The sequence below is a fragment of the Streptomyces sp. CB01373 genome, assembly GCF_002803075.1.
Lineage (GTDB): Bacteria > Actinomycetota > Actinomycetes > Streptomycetales > Streptomycetaceae > Streptomyces.
In genome coordinates, this window is the sequence record NZ_NNBK01000013.1 from 143,933 (window position 1) to 160,511 (window position 16,579).

Consider the following 16,579-nt stretch of genomic DNA (forward strand, 5'->3'; position numbering starts at 1 on the left):
ACCCCTACAACTCGGGGGCGCTCACACCCGTACGAGTGAGGGCCTCCACCACCGCGTCGACCACGGCCTCCACATCGGGCACCCAGGGCGAGGCGGAGCCGGGCAGCGGGGCACGCTCCCAGCGGATCGGGCCGTCGCCGGTCTCGGAGGGGGGCAGCGCAAGGTAGCCGCCCTCGCCGTGGAAGCGGAGCGAGCCGGGGACGAAGTCCTTGGCGTAGAGCAACTCGCCCAACTGCTCCATGGAATACGGCTTGACGAGGATCGCCCAGCGCTTGGGCGAGGCGACGACCGGGCCGAGCCGCATGCCGACGCGGTCGAGCGCGGTGAGGGCGCGCGCGGCCGGGAGGGCCGGCAGGCTCACCGCGCAGGGGGCCGTGCCCCCGGTGGCCAGGACGATCGGCGCGGTGGGCCGGTTGGTCCACCACCAGCGCACCATGCGGGCGTCGGTGGTGGCGGCCAGGAGGCCGGGTTCGAAGGGGTGCGCGCCGGGCACCGTGCACTCCGGGTCGGGGCAGCCGCAGCGGTCGGGCCGCCGCGGATCCAGTGCCACGCCCGGCAGCACGGGCCATTGCCACCGGGTCGCGAAGGTCAGGGCCGCGCTGATCGACTCAGGCCTCTCGTCGCTGCGCTGGGACAGGAGCCCGCGTCGCCTTCCGGGGATCTCGCGCATGAGCGCTCGTTCCTTTCCGTTGCACCGCTGGCAACACCGTGGACCACTCACACCATGTGTCGATCACTGACTGTGCGTACCTGTTGGCGCATCACACCCCTGCCTTCAGGCACGGGGAACCCCTATGGGCCGAACATCGGCTGCTTCCACGGCAGCCCCGTCCATACTGCGTCTACCAGAAGCATGGGCGTGGCGCGGGGTGGCGGAGCATGGCGTTATGCCGTCTTGTCTTCTGCTCTCCGCCGCCGTCACGCAAGGATGGGGCACGGTCGTCGGTGGTTAAGACGCCCGGGTCCGTCGCCAGGTTCCGGGTGGCAACCAACCACCCCTGGCCTTCTCCGAGTACGTACCCATCACGACCGCTGTGACGCTCTGTCGAGCAAGCCCAGTCGACCGCAACAGGCCGTCACCCGAGGCAGTTTCAAGCCAACTTCCTCTTTTAGCAAGAGGTTGGGAAGAAGACCCCGAGAAGCCCTCTGACACCAGGAAACCCGGCAGGACAATGCTGGACATCCCCTCACGAGTGCGTGTACATGTGGAGACACTGCTGGCGGCGCAGAATGACATGGGGGTTTGCGATGCTTTTGAGCAATACGCACCGGTCGGAAGGCCGGGCGCCATGAACGCCCCCCACCCCCCGAAAGTGGCTGGAATCGATTCGACGGTCCCCGCTCCCGCACACACTGTCGCGCCTCCACCCGCCGCCCCGGACACCTCCCCGAGCGGTCCGTCCGGCCCGCACGCCCCCCGCCCGGCGGGCGCCCTCCTCCAGGACCGGCTCGCCGGCTGGGTCTCCGACCTCACCACCCTGAACGAGCTCACCGAACGGCTGGCGCGTACGAACGGACTCGACGCCGCCCTGAAGGAACTGCTGCGCGCCGGAGCCGCCCTCGTCGGCGCCCGCCGCGGCCTCGCCGTCCTCGAACCGGACGACGGACTCGGCCCCGACACCACCATCGGCCTCGGCCTGGCACGGGCCGATCTCGGCCACATCGAGACCGTGCCGCGCAGCGCCATGCCGTACGGGACGCTCCTCGACACCGCGGCCGGCCTGCCGGGCGGCGACGGCGAGGACGTGCGTCCCGACCTGTTCGCCGAGGACGGCCTCGATCCGCGCCACCGCGAGGTGGCCGGCCGCCTCGGCTACGCCGCCTGTTACGCGCTGCCCCTGTCCACCGAGGCCGCCGGCCGCCTCGGCGCCGCCGTCTGGTTCTACGACGAACCCGCCGAGCCGGCCGAGCGGCGGCGCCATCTCGTCGGCCTCTACCTCCGCTTCGCCACCGAGCACCTGGCGCGCCTGCTCGACACCGAGCGCACGCGCGCGTGCATGGCGACGGTCTACGAGGAGCTGCTGCCCTCCCGGCTGCCTCGCGTCCCCGGTGTCCAGCTCGCCTCGCGGCACCGCACCGGCCCGCGCGGCGGCGGCGACTGGTACGACGCGCTGCCGCTGCCCGACGCCGCGCTCGGCCTCGCGGTCGGCTCGGTCACCGGCGCCGGGCCGGGCGCGATCGCCGCGATGGGCCGGCTGCGGGCGTCCCTGCGGGCGTACGCGGTGATGGAGGGCGAGGATCCCGTCGCCGTCCTGTCCGACCTCGAACTGCTCCTGCGGCTGACCGAGCCCGCCCGCTCCGCCACGGCCCTGTTCGCCTACTGCGAGCCCGCGCCGCGCCGGATCACCATGGCGGGCGCGGGGCACTGCCCGCCGCTGGTGCTCGGCGAACGGCGCACTGAGTTCGTGGAGACGTCCGTGTCCGCGCCGCTGGGCATGCTCGCCTGCTGGGAGGCGCCGAGCGTGGAGTTCCAGGTGTCCGCGGGCGAGACGGTGCTGCTGTACACCGACGGGCTGCTGCACCGCACCGGCGACTCCGTCGACCGCGCCTTCGCCCGGCTGCACACGGCCGCGGCGAGCGTCCCGCGCGCGCTGCGCCACGACCCGGCGGCCGTCGCCGACCACGTCCTGCACACGGTCCTGCCGAACGGACTTGACATGACCGACGGCGCGGAGGACGTGGCGCTGCTGGCGGCGCGCTTCGAGTAGGCCGCCCGGTAACAGGCACTTCCGCCTTTGGCCCCCTTCCGCACGACCGTACGATGGGGACGGCCCAGTGGCTGTATCGAGGAGGAAGACCGTGGCGCAGGAGCTGCCGGAGACCCCGGAGACCGCCGAAGAAGAACCGATCAAGCAGCGGAAGAACGGCCTGTACCCGGGCGTGTCCGACGAGCTCACCGAGAACATGAAGTCCGGCTGGGCCGACACCGAGCTGCACGACCTCGAACCGGTCGCCCAGGCGGAGCACACCGCGCGCCGCCGCGCCGCGCTGTCCGCACACTTCCCCGGCGAGCGGCTGGTCATTCCCGCGGGCAACCTGAAGACCCGCTCGAACGACACGGAGTACGCCTTCCGCTCCTCGGTCGAGTACGCCTACCTCACCGGCAACCAGACCGAGGACGGCGTCCTGGTCCTGGAGCCCACCGCGGACGGCCACGAGGGGACGCTCTACCTCCTGCCGCGCTCCGACCGTGAGAACGGCGAGTTCTGGCTCTCCGGCCAGGGCGAGCTGTGGGTCGGCCGCCGCCACTCCCTGACCGAGGCCGCGACGCTCTACGGCATCCCGACCTCCGACGTGCGCGAACTGGCGGACAAGCTGCGCGAGGCCACCGGCCCGGTCCGCGTCGTGCGCGGCTACGACGCCGGCATCGAGGAGGCGCTGACCGACAAGGTCACCGCCGAGCGCGACGGGGAGCTGCGCGTCTTCCTCTCCGAGGCCCGCCTGGTCAAGGACGACTTCGAGATCGGCGAGCTGCAGAAGGCCGTCGACTCCACCGTGCGCGGCTTCGAGGACGTGGTGAAGGTCCTCGACAAGGCCGAGGCGACCAGCGAGCGCTACATCGAGGGAACGTTCTTTCTCCGCGCGCGCGTCGAGGGCAACGACATCGGCTACGGCTCCATCTGCGCGGCCGGCCCGCACGCCTGCACGCTGCACTGGGTGCGCAACGACGGCCCGGTCCGCTCCGGCGACCTGCTCCTGCTGGACGCGGGCGTGGAGACGCACACCCTCTACACCGCCGACGTCACGCGCACGCTGCCGGTCAACGGCACGTACGACGAGATCCAGAAGAAGATCTACGACGCGGTGTACGAGTCCCAGGAGGCCGGCATCGCGGCGGTGAAGCCGGGCGCCAAGTACCGCGACTTCCACGACGCCGCCCAGCGCGTGCTCGCCGAGAAGCTCGTCGAGTGGGGCCTGGTCGAGGGCCCGGTCGAGCGGGTCCTGGAGCTCGGCCTGCAGCGCCGCTGGACGCTGCACGGCACCGGCCACATGCTCGGCATGGACGTCCACGACTGCGCCGCCGCCCGGACCGAGACGTACGTCGACGGCACGCTGGAGCCCGGCATGGTCCTCACCGTGGAGCCGGGCCTGTACTTCCAGGCCGACGACCTGACCGTCCCGGAGGAGTACCGCGGCATCGGCGTCCGCATCGAGGACGACATCCTCGTCACCGAGGACGGCAACCGCAATCTCTCCGCGGGCCTGCCGCGCCGCTCCGACGAGGTCGAGGCCTGGATGGCGTCGCTGAAGAGCTGACACGGAGGTGACGGCCGGGTACCCGCGGGGTGCCCGGCCCTCCCGCGCCGGGACGCGCCCGGCGAATTCACGTACCCGGGGGGAGGGTTACCCCGAGGCTCTGGAAGCACTGGCGAAGCTCCTGGCCGACGCCTGAGGCCGCGCCGGGCCCGGGACACGCCCGAAGGTCCGGCCCGCGTCTCGCGCGGCGCTACACCGCCATCAGCGGGGCGTCCTCACGCCACTTGAGGTTCTTGTCGAAGACCACCACCGCGCCGCCGCGGCCCGGCCTGTTGCGGATGTGGACGTGGTCGGCGAGTTCCTGGATGAGGTACAGGCCGCGGCCGTGCTCGGCCTCGGCGCGCGCGGCGCGGACCGGGCGCCGGCGGCCCGCCGGCGGAAAGCCGGGGCCGGTGTCGGCCACCTCGATGCGGCACTTCTCCCCGTCGAGGAAGGCGGTGACCCGGAACGCGTCACCGGACTCGGTGTCCCCGCCGTGCTCCACCGCGTTCGCGCAGGCCTCGCTCAGGGCCACGGACAGGTCGTAGGAGATCTCGGGGTCGACGCCCGCGGTCTCCATCGTGCCGAGCAGCAGTCGCCGGGCGAGCGGCACGCTCGCGGCGTCACGCCGCAGATGGAGTGACCACCAGATGCTCATGCTCCAGCCTCCCGGCCGCGGCTCGACATACCGTTACGTATTGCCCCGAGTGCCCGTCCATAAGCACTGCGCCGACTCGGCACCGCGCGATCGGCGGACGCGGCGGGACGGGGAATCGGTGTATGTGCGGGCCGACGTCATCAGACCGTGACTTTCCGGACCTACCGCATCTTGTGGACCTGCTGTACGGCGGGCCCGGGTCCAGTGGGATGATGAGGCCGCCATGTCTGCCCCCCACCCGCGCACGGCGCCAGCCGGACGCGGTCTACGGACCCTGCGGGCCGCGGTGTTCGCCGCGGTCTGCGTCGTGCTGGCCGCGGCCGGGCACTCGCTGGCCTCCTGTGCCGCGGTGCCGCTGTGGACGCTCGGCGCCGGGTTCCTCGGGGCGCTGGTCGTGGTGGCACCGCTCGCCGGGCGGGCGCGTTCCCTGCCGGGGATCGCGGCGCTGCTGGTGGTCGGCCAGACCGTGCTGCACGCCCTGTTCGGCATGGGGCAGAGCGGCATGGGCGCCATGGTCATGGGCTCCGCGGGATCGACGGGCTCCGCGCCCGTTCTGTCCGACGCCGAGCTCGTCCAGCGGGCCGCCCGGTACGTCTGCGGGGCCACCGCAGCCGCGATCAGCCCGGCCCAGGCCTACCGGATACTCGTCGACGCACACGCCTACGCCGGTGCCGGTGCGGGCCTGAACGCCCCGCACCACTCGGCGGCCTCCCCGTTTCCCATGGGCGTGGCCGCCCTGCTGCCGTCCCTGCCGATGCTGCTCGTCCACGTCCTGGCCGCCCTCGCCACGGGCTGGGTGCTGCGACGCGGCGACCTGGCCCTGCTGCGGCTGATCGAACTGTCGGCGCACGGAGTCGCCGAGACCGCGCTCGTACGGTCCCTGCGCGGGGCGCTCGCCCTGGTGCGCGCCCTGTGCGCCGGGCTGCCCACGGCGGCCGGTACCGGCCCGCGCCTGCCGCGCACCGCCGACTCCGCGCCCCTCACCCCCCACACCACCGCACTCCAGCACACGGTGATCCGCCGCGGCCCGCCGGCCGCCGCCGCACTCGCCCTCGCTGCCTGACGCGACGCGACCACCACCCCACCGAGCGGGCTTCCGCCGGGGGAGCGGCCGCCGTCGTGCGGCACGCGCGCGCGTGCCCGTCCGGCGGGAACACCACTGGTCCCGCTCCGCACGCGCACCCCCACACACCGGAACCCACTCGAAGCGGAGTGCACCCCTTATGAAGGCTTCCCGACTCGTCGCCACCGCCGCCGTCGCCGGCTCGGCCGTCCTCGCGCTGTCCGCCCCCGCGTTCGCACACGTCACCGTGCAGCCCGAGGGCGCCGCCGCCAAGGGCGGCTACGCCGTCGTCGACTTCAAGGTCCCCAACGAGCGCGACAACGCCTCCACCACCAAGGTCGAGGTCAACTTCCCGACCGACCACCCGCTGGCCTCCGTGATGCCGCAGCCGGTGCCCGGCTGGAAGGTCGACGTCACCAAGTCCCAGCTGGACAAGCCGCTGGAGATGCACGGCAAGAAGATCTCCGAGGCCGTCACCAAGGTCACCTGGACCGCCGACGGCAAGGGCATCGAGCCCGGCTTCTTCCAGAAGTTCCCCGTCTCCGTCGGCACGCTGCCGGAGGACGCCGACCAGCTCGTCTTCAAGGCGATCCAGACGTACTCCAACAAGGAGGTCGTGCGCTGGATCGAGGTGCCGCAGAAGGGCCAGGAGGAGCCGGACAACCCGGCGCCGACGCTTCAGCTGACCGCAGCCTCGGACGGTGACGGGCACGACGCGTCGGCCAAGGACACCGCCGACACCAAGCCCGCCGCCCAGACCACCGCCGCCGACTCCGCCAAGAGCGGCAGCGACACCACCGCCCGCGTCCTCGGCATTGTCGGCATCCTCGTCGGCGCGGCCGGCGTGGCCTACGGCGTACTCGCCGGCCGCAGGCGGACCACCGCCTGATCCGCGGCCAGTCCGTCACGCGCTCCGGGGGTCGTGCCACTCCCGCGTACGGCCCCCGGTGCGCGCCGGAGTTCTCACATCTGGGACATTTCTCTATGCACAACAAGACCTTCGTCGCGGCCGCGCTGCTCGCCGCGGCCACCATGACCCTCTCCGCCTGCGACAGCGGAGACGACGGCAGGAAGCCCGTCGCCGTCGTCTCCGAGGACACCTCGCAGAAGGCCGCGACCGTCCTCGACCAGCCGTTCGAGAAGCCGGACCTGGTCCTCACGGACACCCAGGGAAAGAAGTACGACCTCCGCGAGGAGACCTCCGGCCACCCGACGCTCGTCTACTTCGGCTACACCCACTGCCCCGACGCCTGCCCGCTGACCATGAGCAACATCGCGGTCGCCAAGAAGGCGCTGCCCAAGGCCCAGCAGGACGACCTGCGCGTGGTGTTCGTCACGACCGACCCGGACCGCGACACCCCGGCCGAACTCGGCAAGTGGCTCAAGGGGATCGACCCGCAGTTCATAGGACTGACCGGCGACTTCTCCACCATCCAGGCCGGCGCGCGCACGCTCGGCATCTCCATCGAGCCGACCACGAAGGACAAGAACGGCAAGCTCGTCTCGATGCACGGCACCCAGGTGATCGCCTTCTCGCCGAAGACCGACGCCGGATACGTCCTCTACGGCGAGGACGCCACCGTCGACGACTACACCAAGGACCTCCCCAGGATCGTCAAGGGGGAGAACCCGTGAGGCGGCAGGCAGCGGCGGCCGCGCTCGTGGCCGCGGCCCTGACCGGCACCGCCCTGCTGACCGGCTGCGGCGCGTCCTCGGACACCGGCGGCACGAAGGCCGACCTCTCCGTCCACTCCGCCTACATGCCCCAGCCCGTCTCGGCCTCCATGGCGGCCGGCTTCCTGACCATAGAGAACAAGGGCGGCACCAAGGACGAACTCACCTCGGTCACCAGCGCCGAGGCCGAGGACGTCACCGTGCACCAGACGGCCGGCGGGGTCATGACGGAAGCCGGCCCCCTGACCGTCCCCGCCCACGGCCGCCTCGTGTTCAAGAGCGGCGGCAACCACCTGATGTTCGACCAGTTGAAGCGCGCGCCCCGGCAGGGCCAGACGGTCCCCGTCGAACTGCACTTCGCCGAATCCGGCACCGTCAAGGTCGAGATGCCGGTGAAATCGGCCACGTACAACCCCGCGACCGGACACTGAGGGAGGGACCACCTTGTCGCAGACCATCGCCCCACGCCTCCGGACCCTGACGCTGCTGCTCCTGGCCGTCGCCGGCGTGCTCCTCGCCGGAGCCGCCCCGGCCTCCGCGCACGCCGCGCTGACCGGCAGCGATCCGCAGCAGGGGGTGGTGGTCGACAAGGCGCCCTCCCAGGTGTCGCTGACGTTCTCCGAGCAGGTCGCGATGAGTGACGACTCGCTGCGCGTCCTGGACCCCAAGGGCAACCGCGTCGACACCGGGAAGCCCGCCAACGTCAGCGGGACGACGTACGCCGTGCGCCTGCACAGCGGACTGCCGGACGGCACCTACACCGTCGCCTACCAGGTGGTCTCGGCCGACAGCCACCCCGTCGGCGGTGCCTACACCTTCTCCATCGGCGCCCCCTCCAAGACGTCCGCCACGGTCGGCGACCAGACGGTGGGCGGCGGGATCGTCGGCGCGCTCTACGGGGTCGGGCGGTACGTGTCGTACGCCGGCTTCATCGTGCTGGCCGGCGGCGCCGCCTTCGTACTGGCCTGCTGGCAGCGCGGCTCGGGCGTGCGGGCGGTGCAGCGGCTCGTCGTCTCCGGCTGGGTCGCGCTCACCGCGGCCACGCTCGCGCTGCTGCTCCTGCGCGGCTCCTACACCACTTCCGGAAAGATCGGGGACGTCTTCGACCTGACGCTCCTCGGGCAGGTGCTCCAGACCAAGAGCGGTGCGGCCCTCGTGTCCCGGCTGCTGCTGCTCGCGGCGGCGGCGCTGTTCGTCGCGGTGCTCTTCGGGGAGTACCAGAAACGCGCGGACGACGAGAAGCGCGATCTGACCTTCGGGCTCGCGATCGGCGGCACCGTGGTCGCCGTCGGCCTCGCCGCCAGCTGGGCCATGGCCGAGCACGCCTCGACCGGTCTCCAGCCCGGCATCGCGATGCCGGTCGACGTCGTCCACCTGCTCGCCGTGGCCGCCTGGCTCGGCGGGCTCGCCGCGCTCCTGGTCGCGCTGTACCGGGCGCCCGCCGAGACCCCGATCGAGCCCGCGGCCGTACGCCGTTTCTCCCGCCTCGCCTTCGGCTCCGTCCTCGCGCTGGTCGCGACCGGCACCTACCAGTCCTGGCGGCAGGTCGGCTCCTGGTCGGCGCTCACCGATACGCGCTACGGACAGCTGCTCCTCATCAAAATCGCTCTGGTGCTGCTGATGGTCGGCATCGCCGCCACGTCCCGCCGCTGGACGGGCCGCTTGGCGGAGACGGCCACCACGAAGGTGTCGGCCAAGGCACGCGCGAAGGTCGCGGCGGCCGCGGGCAGGAAGTCCGGTTCGGACGCGACGACCGAGGCCGGCGCCGACTCGAAGACCGGATCCGGGAAGGGCGGGGCGGGGAAAGCTGGGGCCGGGAAAGCAGCTGGTAAGGCCGAGGCGGGGAAAGCGGGCGCCGGTGGGAAGGAGGCGGCCAAGGGGAAGACCGGTGGCAAGGCGCAGCCCGGTGGCAAAGCGGCGAAGGGCGAGGCCGCGCGGCGCGCCGCCCAGCTCGCCCGGCAGCAGGCCGCCGTGGACACCGCACGGCAGAAGCGGCTGCGGGACGCCGACCCCCACCGCTTCGGGCTGCGTCGGTCCGTCCTGATGGAGGCCGGTGTCGCCGTCGTGCTGCTCGTCGTCACCACCGTGCTGACGCAGACCGAACCGGGGCGCACGGAGACCGAGGCCAAGGCCGCCACGTCGTCCTCCTCGTCCTCTTCCTCGTCCTCCGCGGCGGGCGCCGTCACGCTCGACATGCCCTTCGACACCGGCGGCAAGGACGGCAAGGGCGTCGTACGGATCGACATCGACCCCGCGCGCGTGGGCGGCAACGAGTTGCACATCTTCGCCCTCGGGACCGACGGGCGTCTCCGCGACGTCGCCGAGCTCAAGATCTCCTTCACCCTGGCCACGAAGAACATCGGGCCGCTCCCGGTGACCCCGGAGCACGTCACCACCGGACACTGGGTGGCGAGCGGAGTGCAGATCCCCATGGCGGGCGACTGGAAGGTCGAAGCGACCGTGCGGACCTCCGACATCGACCAGGTGTCCGTCACCAAGAACGCGCAGATCGGCTGAACCGCACCATGACCGACCAGTCCACCCCGGAGGCCACCTCCTCCAAGTCCGCGCCCGCGTCGGCCGGCACCGGAACCGGAGCCGGAGCCGGCGTGTCGCGACGGCGGCTGCTCGGCACCGCCGGAGCCACCGGACTCGTCCTCGGCGCGGCCGGCGCCGGCCTCGGCTACACCGCGGCGCCCGCCGGTGCCACCCCGCTCACCTCGCTCGGCGCCGACCGGGCGATGTTTCACGGGAAACATCAGCCCGGCATCACCGACGCCCTCCAGGCCCGCGGCCATCTCGTCGCCTTCGACCTCGTGCCCGGTGCGGGCCGCAGGGAGGCCGCCGCGCTGCTGCGCCGCTGGTCGGCGACGGCCGAGCGGCTGATGGCGGGTGAACCGGCCCCGCACGACGACACCGACGTGGCACAGGACGCGGGGCCCTCGGCGCTGACGGTCACCTTCGGCTTCGGCCGCTCCTTCTTCGACCGTACGGACCTGAGCCGGCAGCGGCCCGGCGCTCTCGACCCGCTGCCGGACTTCTCCTCCGACCGGCTCGACCAAGCACGCAGCAACGGCGATCTGTGGGTGCAGATCGGCGCCAACGACGCGCTGGTCGCCTTCCACGCCCTGCGCGCCCTCCAGAAGGACGCGGGCGGCGCCGCCCGCGTCCGCTGGCAGATGAACGGCTTCAACCGCTCCCCCGGAGCCACCACGCGGCCCATGACGGCCCGCAACCTGATGGGGCAGATCGACGGCACCCGCAACCCGAAGCCCGCCGACCCGGACTTCGACCAGCGCCTCTTCGTGCCCGCGAACGGCGAGCCCGCCTGGATGGCGAACGGCTCCTACGTCGTCGTACGCCGTATCCGGATGCTCCTGGACGACTGGGAGAAGCTGCCGCTCACCCAGCAGGAGGACGTCATCGGGCGCCGCAAGTCCGACGGGGCGCCGCTCAGCGGCGGCTCCGAGACGACCGCGATGGACCTGGAGAAGACCGGCGAGGACGGCACGTACGTCGTCCCGGTCAACGCCCACGCCCGGATCACCCGACCCGACCAGAACGGGGGCGCGGCCATGCTCCGGCGCCCCTTCTCCTACCACGACGGCTTCGACACCGACGGCACTCCGGACGCGGGCCTGCTGTTCATCTGCTGGCAGGCGGACCCGCTGCGCGGCTTCGTGCCGGTGCAGCGCAAGCTGGACCGCGGCGACGCGCTGTCGGCGTACGTACGGCACGAGGCTAGCGGTCTCTTCGCGGTCCCGGGCGGGGCGGCGAAGGGCGAGTACGTGGGGCAGCGGCTCCTGGAGGGGTGAGTACCGCGGGAGGCGGCGGGATCGCACCCGTCACACCCGGGGAATCACACCCGTCACACCCGATTCACCCGTGGGAGGGGCGTCCGTGAGACACGCGAGCCGGGTCCGGCCGCGGCCATTAGGGTGAGGTCATGCCAGCGAGCTACGCGTATCTCGGCCCCGAGGGCACCTTCACCGAAGTCGCCCTGCGCACCCTTCCCGAGACGGCCACCCGGGAACTGGTCCCGTACGTGTCCGTGCAGTCGGCTCTGGACGCCGTCCGGGTCGGCGAGGCCGAGGCCGCTTTCGTGCCGATCGAGAACTCCGTCGAGGGCGGCATCACCACCACGCTTGATGAGCTGGTCGCGGGCCAGCCGCTGATGATCTACCGCGAGGTGCTGCTGTCGATCACCTTCGCGCTGCTGGTCAGGCCCGGTACGACACTGTCGGACATCAAGACGGTCACCGCTCACCCGGCCGCCCAGCCGCAGGTGCGCAACTGGCTCTCGGCGAACCTCCCGGACGCCGTCTGGGAGTCGGCCGCCTCGAACGCGGACGGCGCCCGCCTGGTCCAGGAGGGCCGCTACGACGCCGCGTTCGCCGGTGAGTTCGCCGCCGCGCGGTACGGGCTCGTGCCCCTGGAGACGAACATCCACGACGCGGAGAACGCGCAGACACGGTTCGTGCTGGTCGGCCGGCCGGCGCGGCCCGCCGCGCCGAGCGGCACGGACAAGACGTCCGTGGTGCTGTGGCAGCGCGACGACCATCCCGGCGGGCTGCGCGACCTGCTCGGCGAGTTCAGCACCCGCGGGATCAACCTGATGCTGCTCCAGTCCCGTCCGACCGGCGCCGGTATCGGCAACTACTGCTTCTGCGTCGACGCCGAGGGCCACATCACCGACCGCCGGATGGCGGAGGCCCTGATGGGGCTCAAGCGGATCTGCCTCCAGGTCCGCTTCCTGGGCTCGTACCCGCGGGCGGACGCCGACACGGCGGACCTGCGGCCTCGGCTGACCGGGACCTCGGACGAGGAGTTCGTGGCGGCGGCGGACTGGGTGGCACGCTGCCAGGACGGTCGTTTCTAGCCGGTCGCGCCGATTCCGGCCGGTGCTGCCTGCGGATGCTCGTTGTCCACAGGAGTTATCCACACCCTCCCGTCCTCGGCCCTCTCGACCTGGGGACAAGTCGACACCCAATGGGGACTCGGTCGACAAATCGGCCTTCAGCACCCAAGAGCGGCCGGGGGCGCACAGGTCACCCTTCGTCCACCTGTCTCCTTTGGTTCATCTTTTGGGGCGACCCCTTTCCACCCGAAAGTGGGCACCCTGGCACATCGAGACGGGAATTCCTCCGTCCGCAGCACGCTTCCGGAGTGATCAATTCCGAAATCCACAGATCTTCCACACAGCCTGTGGAAAACTCTCCGTGGACTGTGGATCCCTGTGGACAACTCGACCCCAAGTCCCGTTCCGCACAAGGGAATCAGGTCAACCCGGCGCCCGCCACCTGCCTCGTTCCAGGGAGACGGGTCTCCATTATTGACACGGGAGGCAATTCCCCCATAACGGCACGTACTCCATGGTTCGGAATACTGAGTCGTGGGGTGGAACGTCGCACCGGTAGCCTTGACCGCGTGATTGACCTTCGTCTGCTCCGTGAGGACCCCGACCGTGTGCGCGCCTCGCAGCGTGCCCGTGGAGAGGACGTCGCGCTCGTCGACTCCCTCCTGTCTGCCGACGAGCGGCGCAGGTCGTCCGGCGTCCGCTTCGACGAGCTGCGCGCCGAGCAGAAGGCGCTGGGCAAGCTCATCCCCAAGGCCTCGGGTGACGAGAAGGCCGAGCTGCTGAAGCGGGCGGGCGCGCTCGCCGCCGACGTCAAGACCGCCGACGCCGAGCGCGACGCGGCCGACGCCGAGACCCAGGAACTCATCCTCCGGCTCGGCAACCTCATCCACCCCGACGTGCCCGTCGGCGGCGAGGAGGACTTCGTCACGCTGGAGACGCACGGCACGATCCGCGACTTCGCCGCCGAGGGCTTCGAGCCCAGGGACCACCTGGAGCTGGGCCAGCTCCTCGGCGCGATCGACGTGGAGCGCGGCGCGAAGGTCTCCGGCTCGCGCTTCTACTTCCTCACCGGTGTCGGCGCCCTGCTGGAGCTGGCGCTGGTGAACGCGGCGATCGCCCAGGCCACCGCGGCCGGCTTTACCCCGATGCTGACCCCCGCGCTGGTCCGCCCCCAGTCGATGGCGGGCACGGGCTTCCTCGGCCAGGCGGCCCAGGACGTCTACCACCTCGACAAGGACGACCTGTACCTGGTCGGCACCTCCGAGGTGCCGCTGGCGGCGTACCACATGGACGAGATCATCGACGCCGAGCGCCTGCCGCTGCGGTACGCCGGGTTCTCCCCGTGCTTCCGCCGCGAGGCCGGCTCGCACGGCAAGGACACCAAGGGCATCTTCCGTGTCCACCAGTTCGACAAGGTCGAGATGTTCTCCTACGTCCACCCCGAGGAGTCGCAGGAGGAGCACCGGCGGCTGCTGGAGTGGGAGAAGCAGTGGCTGACCTCGCTGGAGCTGCCGTTCCGTGTGATCGACGTCGCCTCGGGCGACCTGGGCGCCTCTGCCTCGCGCAAGTTCGACTGCGAGGCGTGGGTTCCGACTCAGGACAAGTACCGCGAGCTGACCTCGACCTCGGACTGCACCGAGTTCCAGTCCCGCCGGCTCCAGATCCGCTTCCGTGACGGCAAGGCGGTCCGCCCGCTGGCGACGCTCAACGGCACGCTGTGCGCCGTCCCGCGCACGATCGTCGCGATCCTGGAGAACCACCAGCAGGCCGACGGCTCCGTGCGGGTGCCGGAGGTTCTGCGTCCCTACCTCGGCGGCCGGGAGGTTCTGGAACCGGTGGCCAAGTGAGACCCGTCGCCGGGCCGTTCCCCTACAAGCTGATCGCGACCGACCTCGACGGGACGCTTCTGCGCTCCGACGGGTCGGTCTCCCGGCGCACCCGTGAGGCGCTCGCCGCGGCCACCGCGGCGGGTGCCGCGCATCTCGTCGTCACCGGCCGCGCGGTGCCCTGGACCCGGCACGTCCTGGACGACCTCGGCTACCGGGGCCTCGCCGTCTGCGGCCAGGGCGCCCAGGTGTACGACGCCGGGGAGCACCGTCTGCTGACCTCGGTGACCCTGGACCGGCGACTGGCGGCGGTGGCCCTGGCCAAGATCGAGGCGGAGGTCGGTCCGCTGTTTCTGGCGGCGAGCCGCGACGGCCTGGACGGCGAGGTGCTGGTCGGTCCCGGCTACGCGGCGGGCCCGCTTCCGGCGACGCCGTTCACGGACGTCGCGGATCTGTGGAGCGCGCCCCTCAACAAGATCTACATCCAGCACCCGGACCTCACGGACGACGAACTGGCCGACGTGGCCCGCCGGACCGCCGGCGGTTTCGTCTCGGTCACCATGGCCGGCGAGGGCATCGTCGAACTGCTGCCGCTGGGCCTGTCCAAGGCGACGGGGCTTTCGCTGGCCGCGCGGCGGCTGGGTCTGAAGGCGGCGGACGCCATCGCCTTCGGCGACATGCCCAACGACATCCCGATGTTCGCCTGGGCGTCGCGGGGCGTGGCGATGGCCAACGCCCACGAGGAACTGAAGGCGGTCGCGGACGAGGTGACGGCCTCGAACGACGAGGACGGCATCGCGGTGCTGCTGGAGAAGCTGGCGGGCTGAACCTTCGGTCTCGGCGGAGGATGCACGGATCGAACGTGCGCGGGGGTGACCCCGACCGCGGCTTGAACCAAGCCGGTGCCTTGCCACTCGGCCAATCCTCCGGGTGGGCGGCCCACGCGAAGGGATTCGCGTGCTCGAAGCGGCCGCCCCGGGCAGCTCCCCGTGCGGAGCGGGCTCGACGGAGCCGGTAGTTACTCCGGAGCCCGCCGCGGGCTGCCCTGTCGGGAGCTCGGCGTACTGCCGTGCATCGGCATCGCCCAGCTCCTCTCCCAGAACGTGGCGCCGGCACGATCCGGCGCGGTGAACACCACCACTGTGCCGCTACGGCGGCCTCGGCGCCACCGAATTACCGGGCGCCCCGGGCCACTTCAACCGCGCCGCCACCGACGCCGTCGGGCCTTGCTGAAGAACCATCCGGCGGGCGGCTCGTCGGAACGCCACGGCTGGGGCTCGGGCTCCTCGCGCCGCCAGCGCGCGGCGAGCATCCGCGCCCGGGCGGAGGGCTCGGCGGTCCCGGCGCCCCGTATGAAGTCGGCGTCCAGGACGACGTCGTCCCACGTGTCCCCGGTCGCCCCCCGGCCCTCGCTCTCCGGCACGTCGCCCGCCATCACATCCTCCTGCCGCTTCATCCGGTTTGCCCAGTGTGCCCGGGTGGAGGTGAAGCCTCCGTCAAGGCCGGGCAGGACTGCCCGGCCTTGAGTGGATGCCTTCCTACTCCTCGCCTGCGAGGGTCAGCGACCGCAGTTTCTGTCCGGCGTACCAGGTGGCCAGAACGGTCACCACCACCAGCAGCACGGTCGCCGTCGGCAGCCCGACGTCGGAGGTGACCATGTCCCCGCCGGAGACCTTGTGCGCCACGGCCAGCGCCCACTGCTGGACGCTCAGCGTGCGCGCCCCGGCCACCAGGGAGCCGAACAGCGCCTCCCAGACCAGCGCGTAGACGAGCCCGAAGACCACCGCGTGCCGGGAGACCGTGCCCAGCAGGAGGAAGAGGGCCGCGTAGGCGATGGAGGCGACCAGCGCGGCCACCGTGTAGGCGACGGCGATCTGCTGTCCGTTGCCGTTGAGGATCAGCCCGGCGACCAGGGTCGGCACCGCGGAGAAGACCATGGTCACCGCGATCGCCACGATCAGCTTGGTGAAGATGATCGTCGGCCGCTTGAGCGGTTTGGACAGCAGGTACACCACCGAGCCGTCGTCGATCTCCGGTCCGATCGCTCCGGTGCCGGCGATGACGCCGATGATCGGCACCATGGTGGCGAGCGCGAACCCGCCCAGGACGTTCACCGTGGTCTGGTCGTCGGCTCCGGCGAGGGCGCGGACGGCCGTGGCGATCACGATCAGCAGCAGCGGCAGCGCGCCGAGGATGAGGGCCCGGCGACGGCCGAGCAGGGCCCGGTAGGTGAGCCGGGCGACTGTGGGGTCGTACATCTTCGG

The 16,579-nt window shown here is 71.8% G+C and carries 15 protein-coding genes and 1 tRNA gene; 11 read left to right on the forward strand and 5 right to left on the reverse strand.

Annotated features, from left to right (window positions below; genetic code table 11):
* Window positions 1-4: 4 nt before the first annotated feature.
* Window positions 5-670, reverse strand: a complete 666-nt coding sequence (locus CG719_RS22440; protein ID WP_100570463.1) for a bifunctional DNA primase/polymerase — start codon at window positions 668-670, stop codon at window positions 5-7.
* Between the two features lie 502 nt (window positions 671-1,172).
* On the opposite strand from CG719_RS22440, the gene CG719_RS22445 reads away from it, so the two are divergent.
* Window positions 1,173-2,708, forward strand: coding sequence for a PP2C family protein-serine/threonine phosphatase (locus tag CG719_RS22445; RefSeq protein WP_199836735.1), 1,536 nt, complete (start codon window positions 1,173-1,175; stop codon window positions 2,706-2,708).
* A gap of 91 nt (window positions 2,709-2,799) precedes the next feature.
* Window positions 2,800-4,257, forward strand: a complete 1,458-nt coding sequence (locus CG719_RS22450) for an aminopeptidase P family protein (RefSeq protein WP_100570465.1) — start codon at window positions 2,800-2,802, stop codon at window positions 4,255-4,257.
* Window positions 4,258-4,447: 190 nt separating this feature from the next.
* On the opposite strand, the gene CG719_RS22455 is transcribed toward CG719_RS22450, so the two are convergent.
* On the reverse strand, window positions 4,448-4,894 hold the full coding sequence (locus CG719_RS22455) for an ATP-binding protein (protein ID WP_100570466.1): 447 nt from the start codon (window positions 4,892-4,894) through the stop codon (window positions 4,448-4,450).
* A gap of 223 nt (window positions 4,895-5,117) precedes the next feature.
* On the opposite strand from CG719_RS22455, the gene CG719_RS22460 reads away from it, so the two are divergent.
* From CG719_RS22460 to CG719_RS22500, 9 genes are all read left to right on the forward strand, one after another.
* A complete protein-coding gene (locus tag CG719_RS22460; protein ID WP_100570467.1) occupies window positions 5,118-5,957 on the forward strand; it encodes a hypothetical protein in 840 nt (279 codons plus the stop codon).
* Between the two features lie 160 nt (window positions 5,958-6,117).
* The gene (locus CG719_RS22465) at window positions 6,118-6,846 is read left to right on the forward strand and encodes a YcnI family copper-binding membrane protein (protein ID WP_100570468.1); all 729 of its coding nucleotides are present in this window, start codon (window positions 6,118-6,120) and stop codon (window positions 6,844-6,846) included.
* A gap of 95 nt (window positions 6,847-6,941) precedes the next feature.
* Window positions 6,942-7,592 (forward strand): SCO family protein, encoded by a 651-nt coding sequence (locus tag CG719_RS22470; RefSeq protein ID WP_100570469.1) that lies wholly within the window; start codon window positions 6,942-6,944, stop codon window positions 7,590-7,592.
* On the forward strand, window positions 7,589-8,062 hold the full coding sequence (locus CG719_RS22475) for a copper chaperone PCu(A)C (protein ID WP_100570470.1): 474 nt from the start codon (window positions 7,589-7,591) through the stop codon (window positions 8,060-8,062). Before CG719_RS22470 ends, CG719_RS22475 begins: the two co-directional genes overlap by 4 nt.
* A 13-nt stretch (window positions 8,063-8,075) precedes the next feature.
* Window positions 8,076-10,148 carry a copper resistance CopC/CopD family protein gene (locus CG719_RS22480; protein WP_100570471.1) on the forward strand — a complete coding sequence of 691 codons (2,073 nt, stop codon included), beginning with the start codon at window positions 8,076-8,078 and terminating at the stop codon, window positions 10,146-10,148.
* Window positions 10,149-10,156: 8 nt separating this feature from the next.
* Window positions 10,157-11,446, forward strand: coding sequence for an iron uptake transporter deferrochelatase/peroxidase subunit (gene efeB / locus CG719_RS22485; protein WP_100570472.1), 1,290 nt, complete (start codon window positions 10,157-10,159; stop codon window positions 11,444-11,446).
* Window positions 11,447-11,577: 131 nt separating this feature from the next.
* Window positions 11,578-12,510, forward strand: a complete 933-nt coding sequence (gene pheA / locus CG719_RS22490) for a prephenate dehydratase (RefSeq protein ID WP_100570473.1) — start codon at window positions 11,578-11,580, stop codon at window positions 12,508-12,510.
* Window positions 12,511-13,058: 548 nt separating this feature from the next.
* Window positions 13,059-14,336, forward strand: coding sequence for a serine--tRNA ligase (gene serS, locus CG719_RS22495; protein ID WP_100570474.1), 1,278 nt, complete (start codon window positions 13,059-13,061; stop codon window positions 14,334-14,336).
* Window positions 14,333-15,142, forward strand: a complete 810-nt coding sequence (locus CG719_RS22500; RefSeq protein WP_100570475.1) for an HAD family hydrolase — start codon at window positions 14,333-14,335, stop codon at window positions 15,140-15,142. Before serS ends, CG719_RS22500 begins: the two co-directional genes overlap by 4 nt.
* A 14-nt stretch (window positions 15,143-15,156) precedes the next feature.
* Here CG719_RS22500 and CG719_RS22505 read toward each other — a convergent pair.
* The 3 genes from CG719_RS22505 to CG719_RS22515 form a co-directional block, all read right to left on the reverse strand.
* Window positions 15,157-15,243, reverse strand: a tRNA-OTHER gene (locus CG719_RS22505).
* A gap of 267 nt (window positions 15,244-15,510) precedes the next feature.
* A complete protein-coding gene (locus CG719_RS22510; protein WP_100570476.1) occupies window positions 15,511-15,750 on the reverse strand; it encodes an SGM_3592 family protein in 240 nt (79 codons plus the stop codon).
* A gap of 103 nt (window positions 15,751-15,853) precedes the next feature.
* Window positions 15,854-16,573: an ABC transporter permease gene (locus CG719_RS22515; RefSeq protein WP_100570477.1), complete on the reverse strand. Its 720-nt coding sequence runs from the start codon at window positions 16,571-16,573 to the stop codon at window positions 15,854-15,856.
* Between the last annotated feature and the right edge of the window lie 6 nt (window positions 16,574-16,579).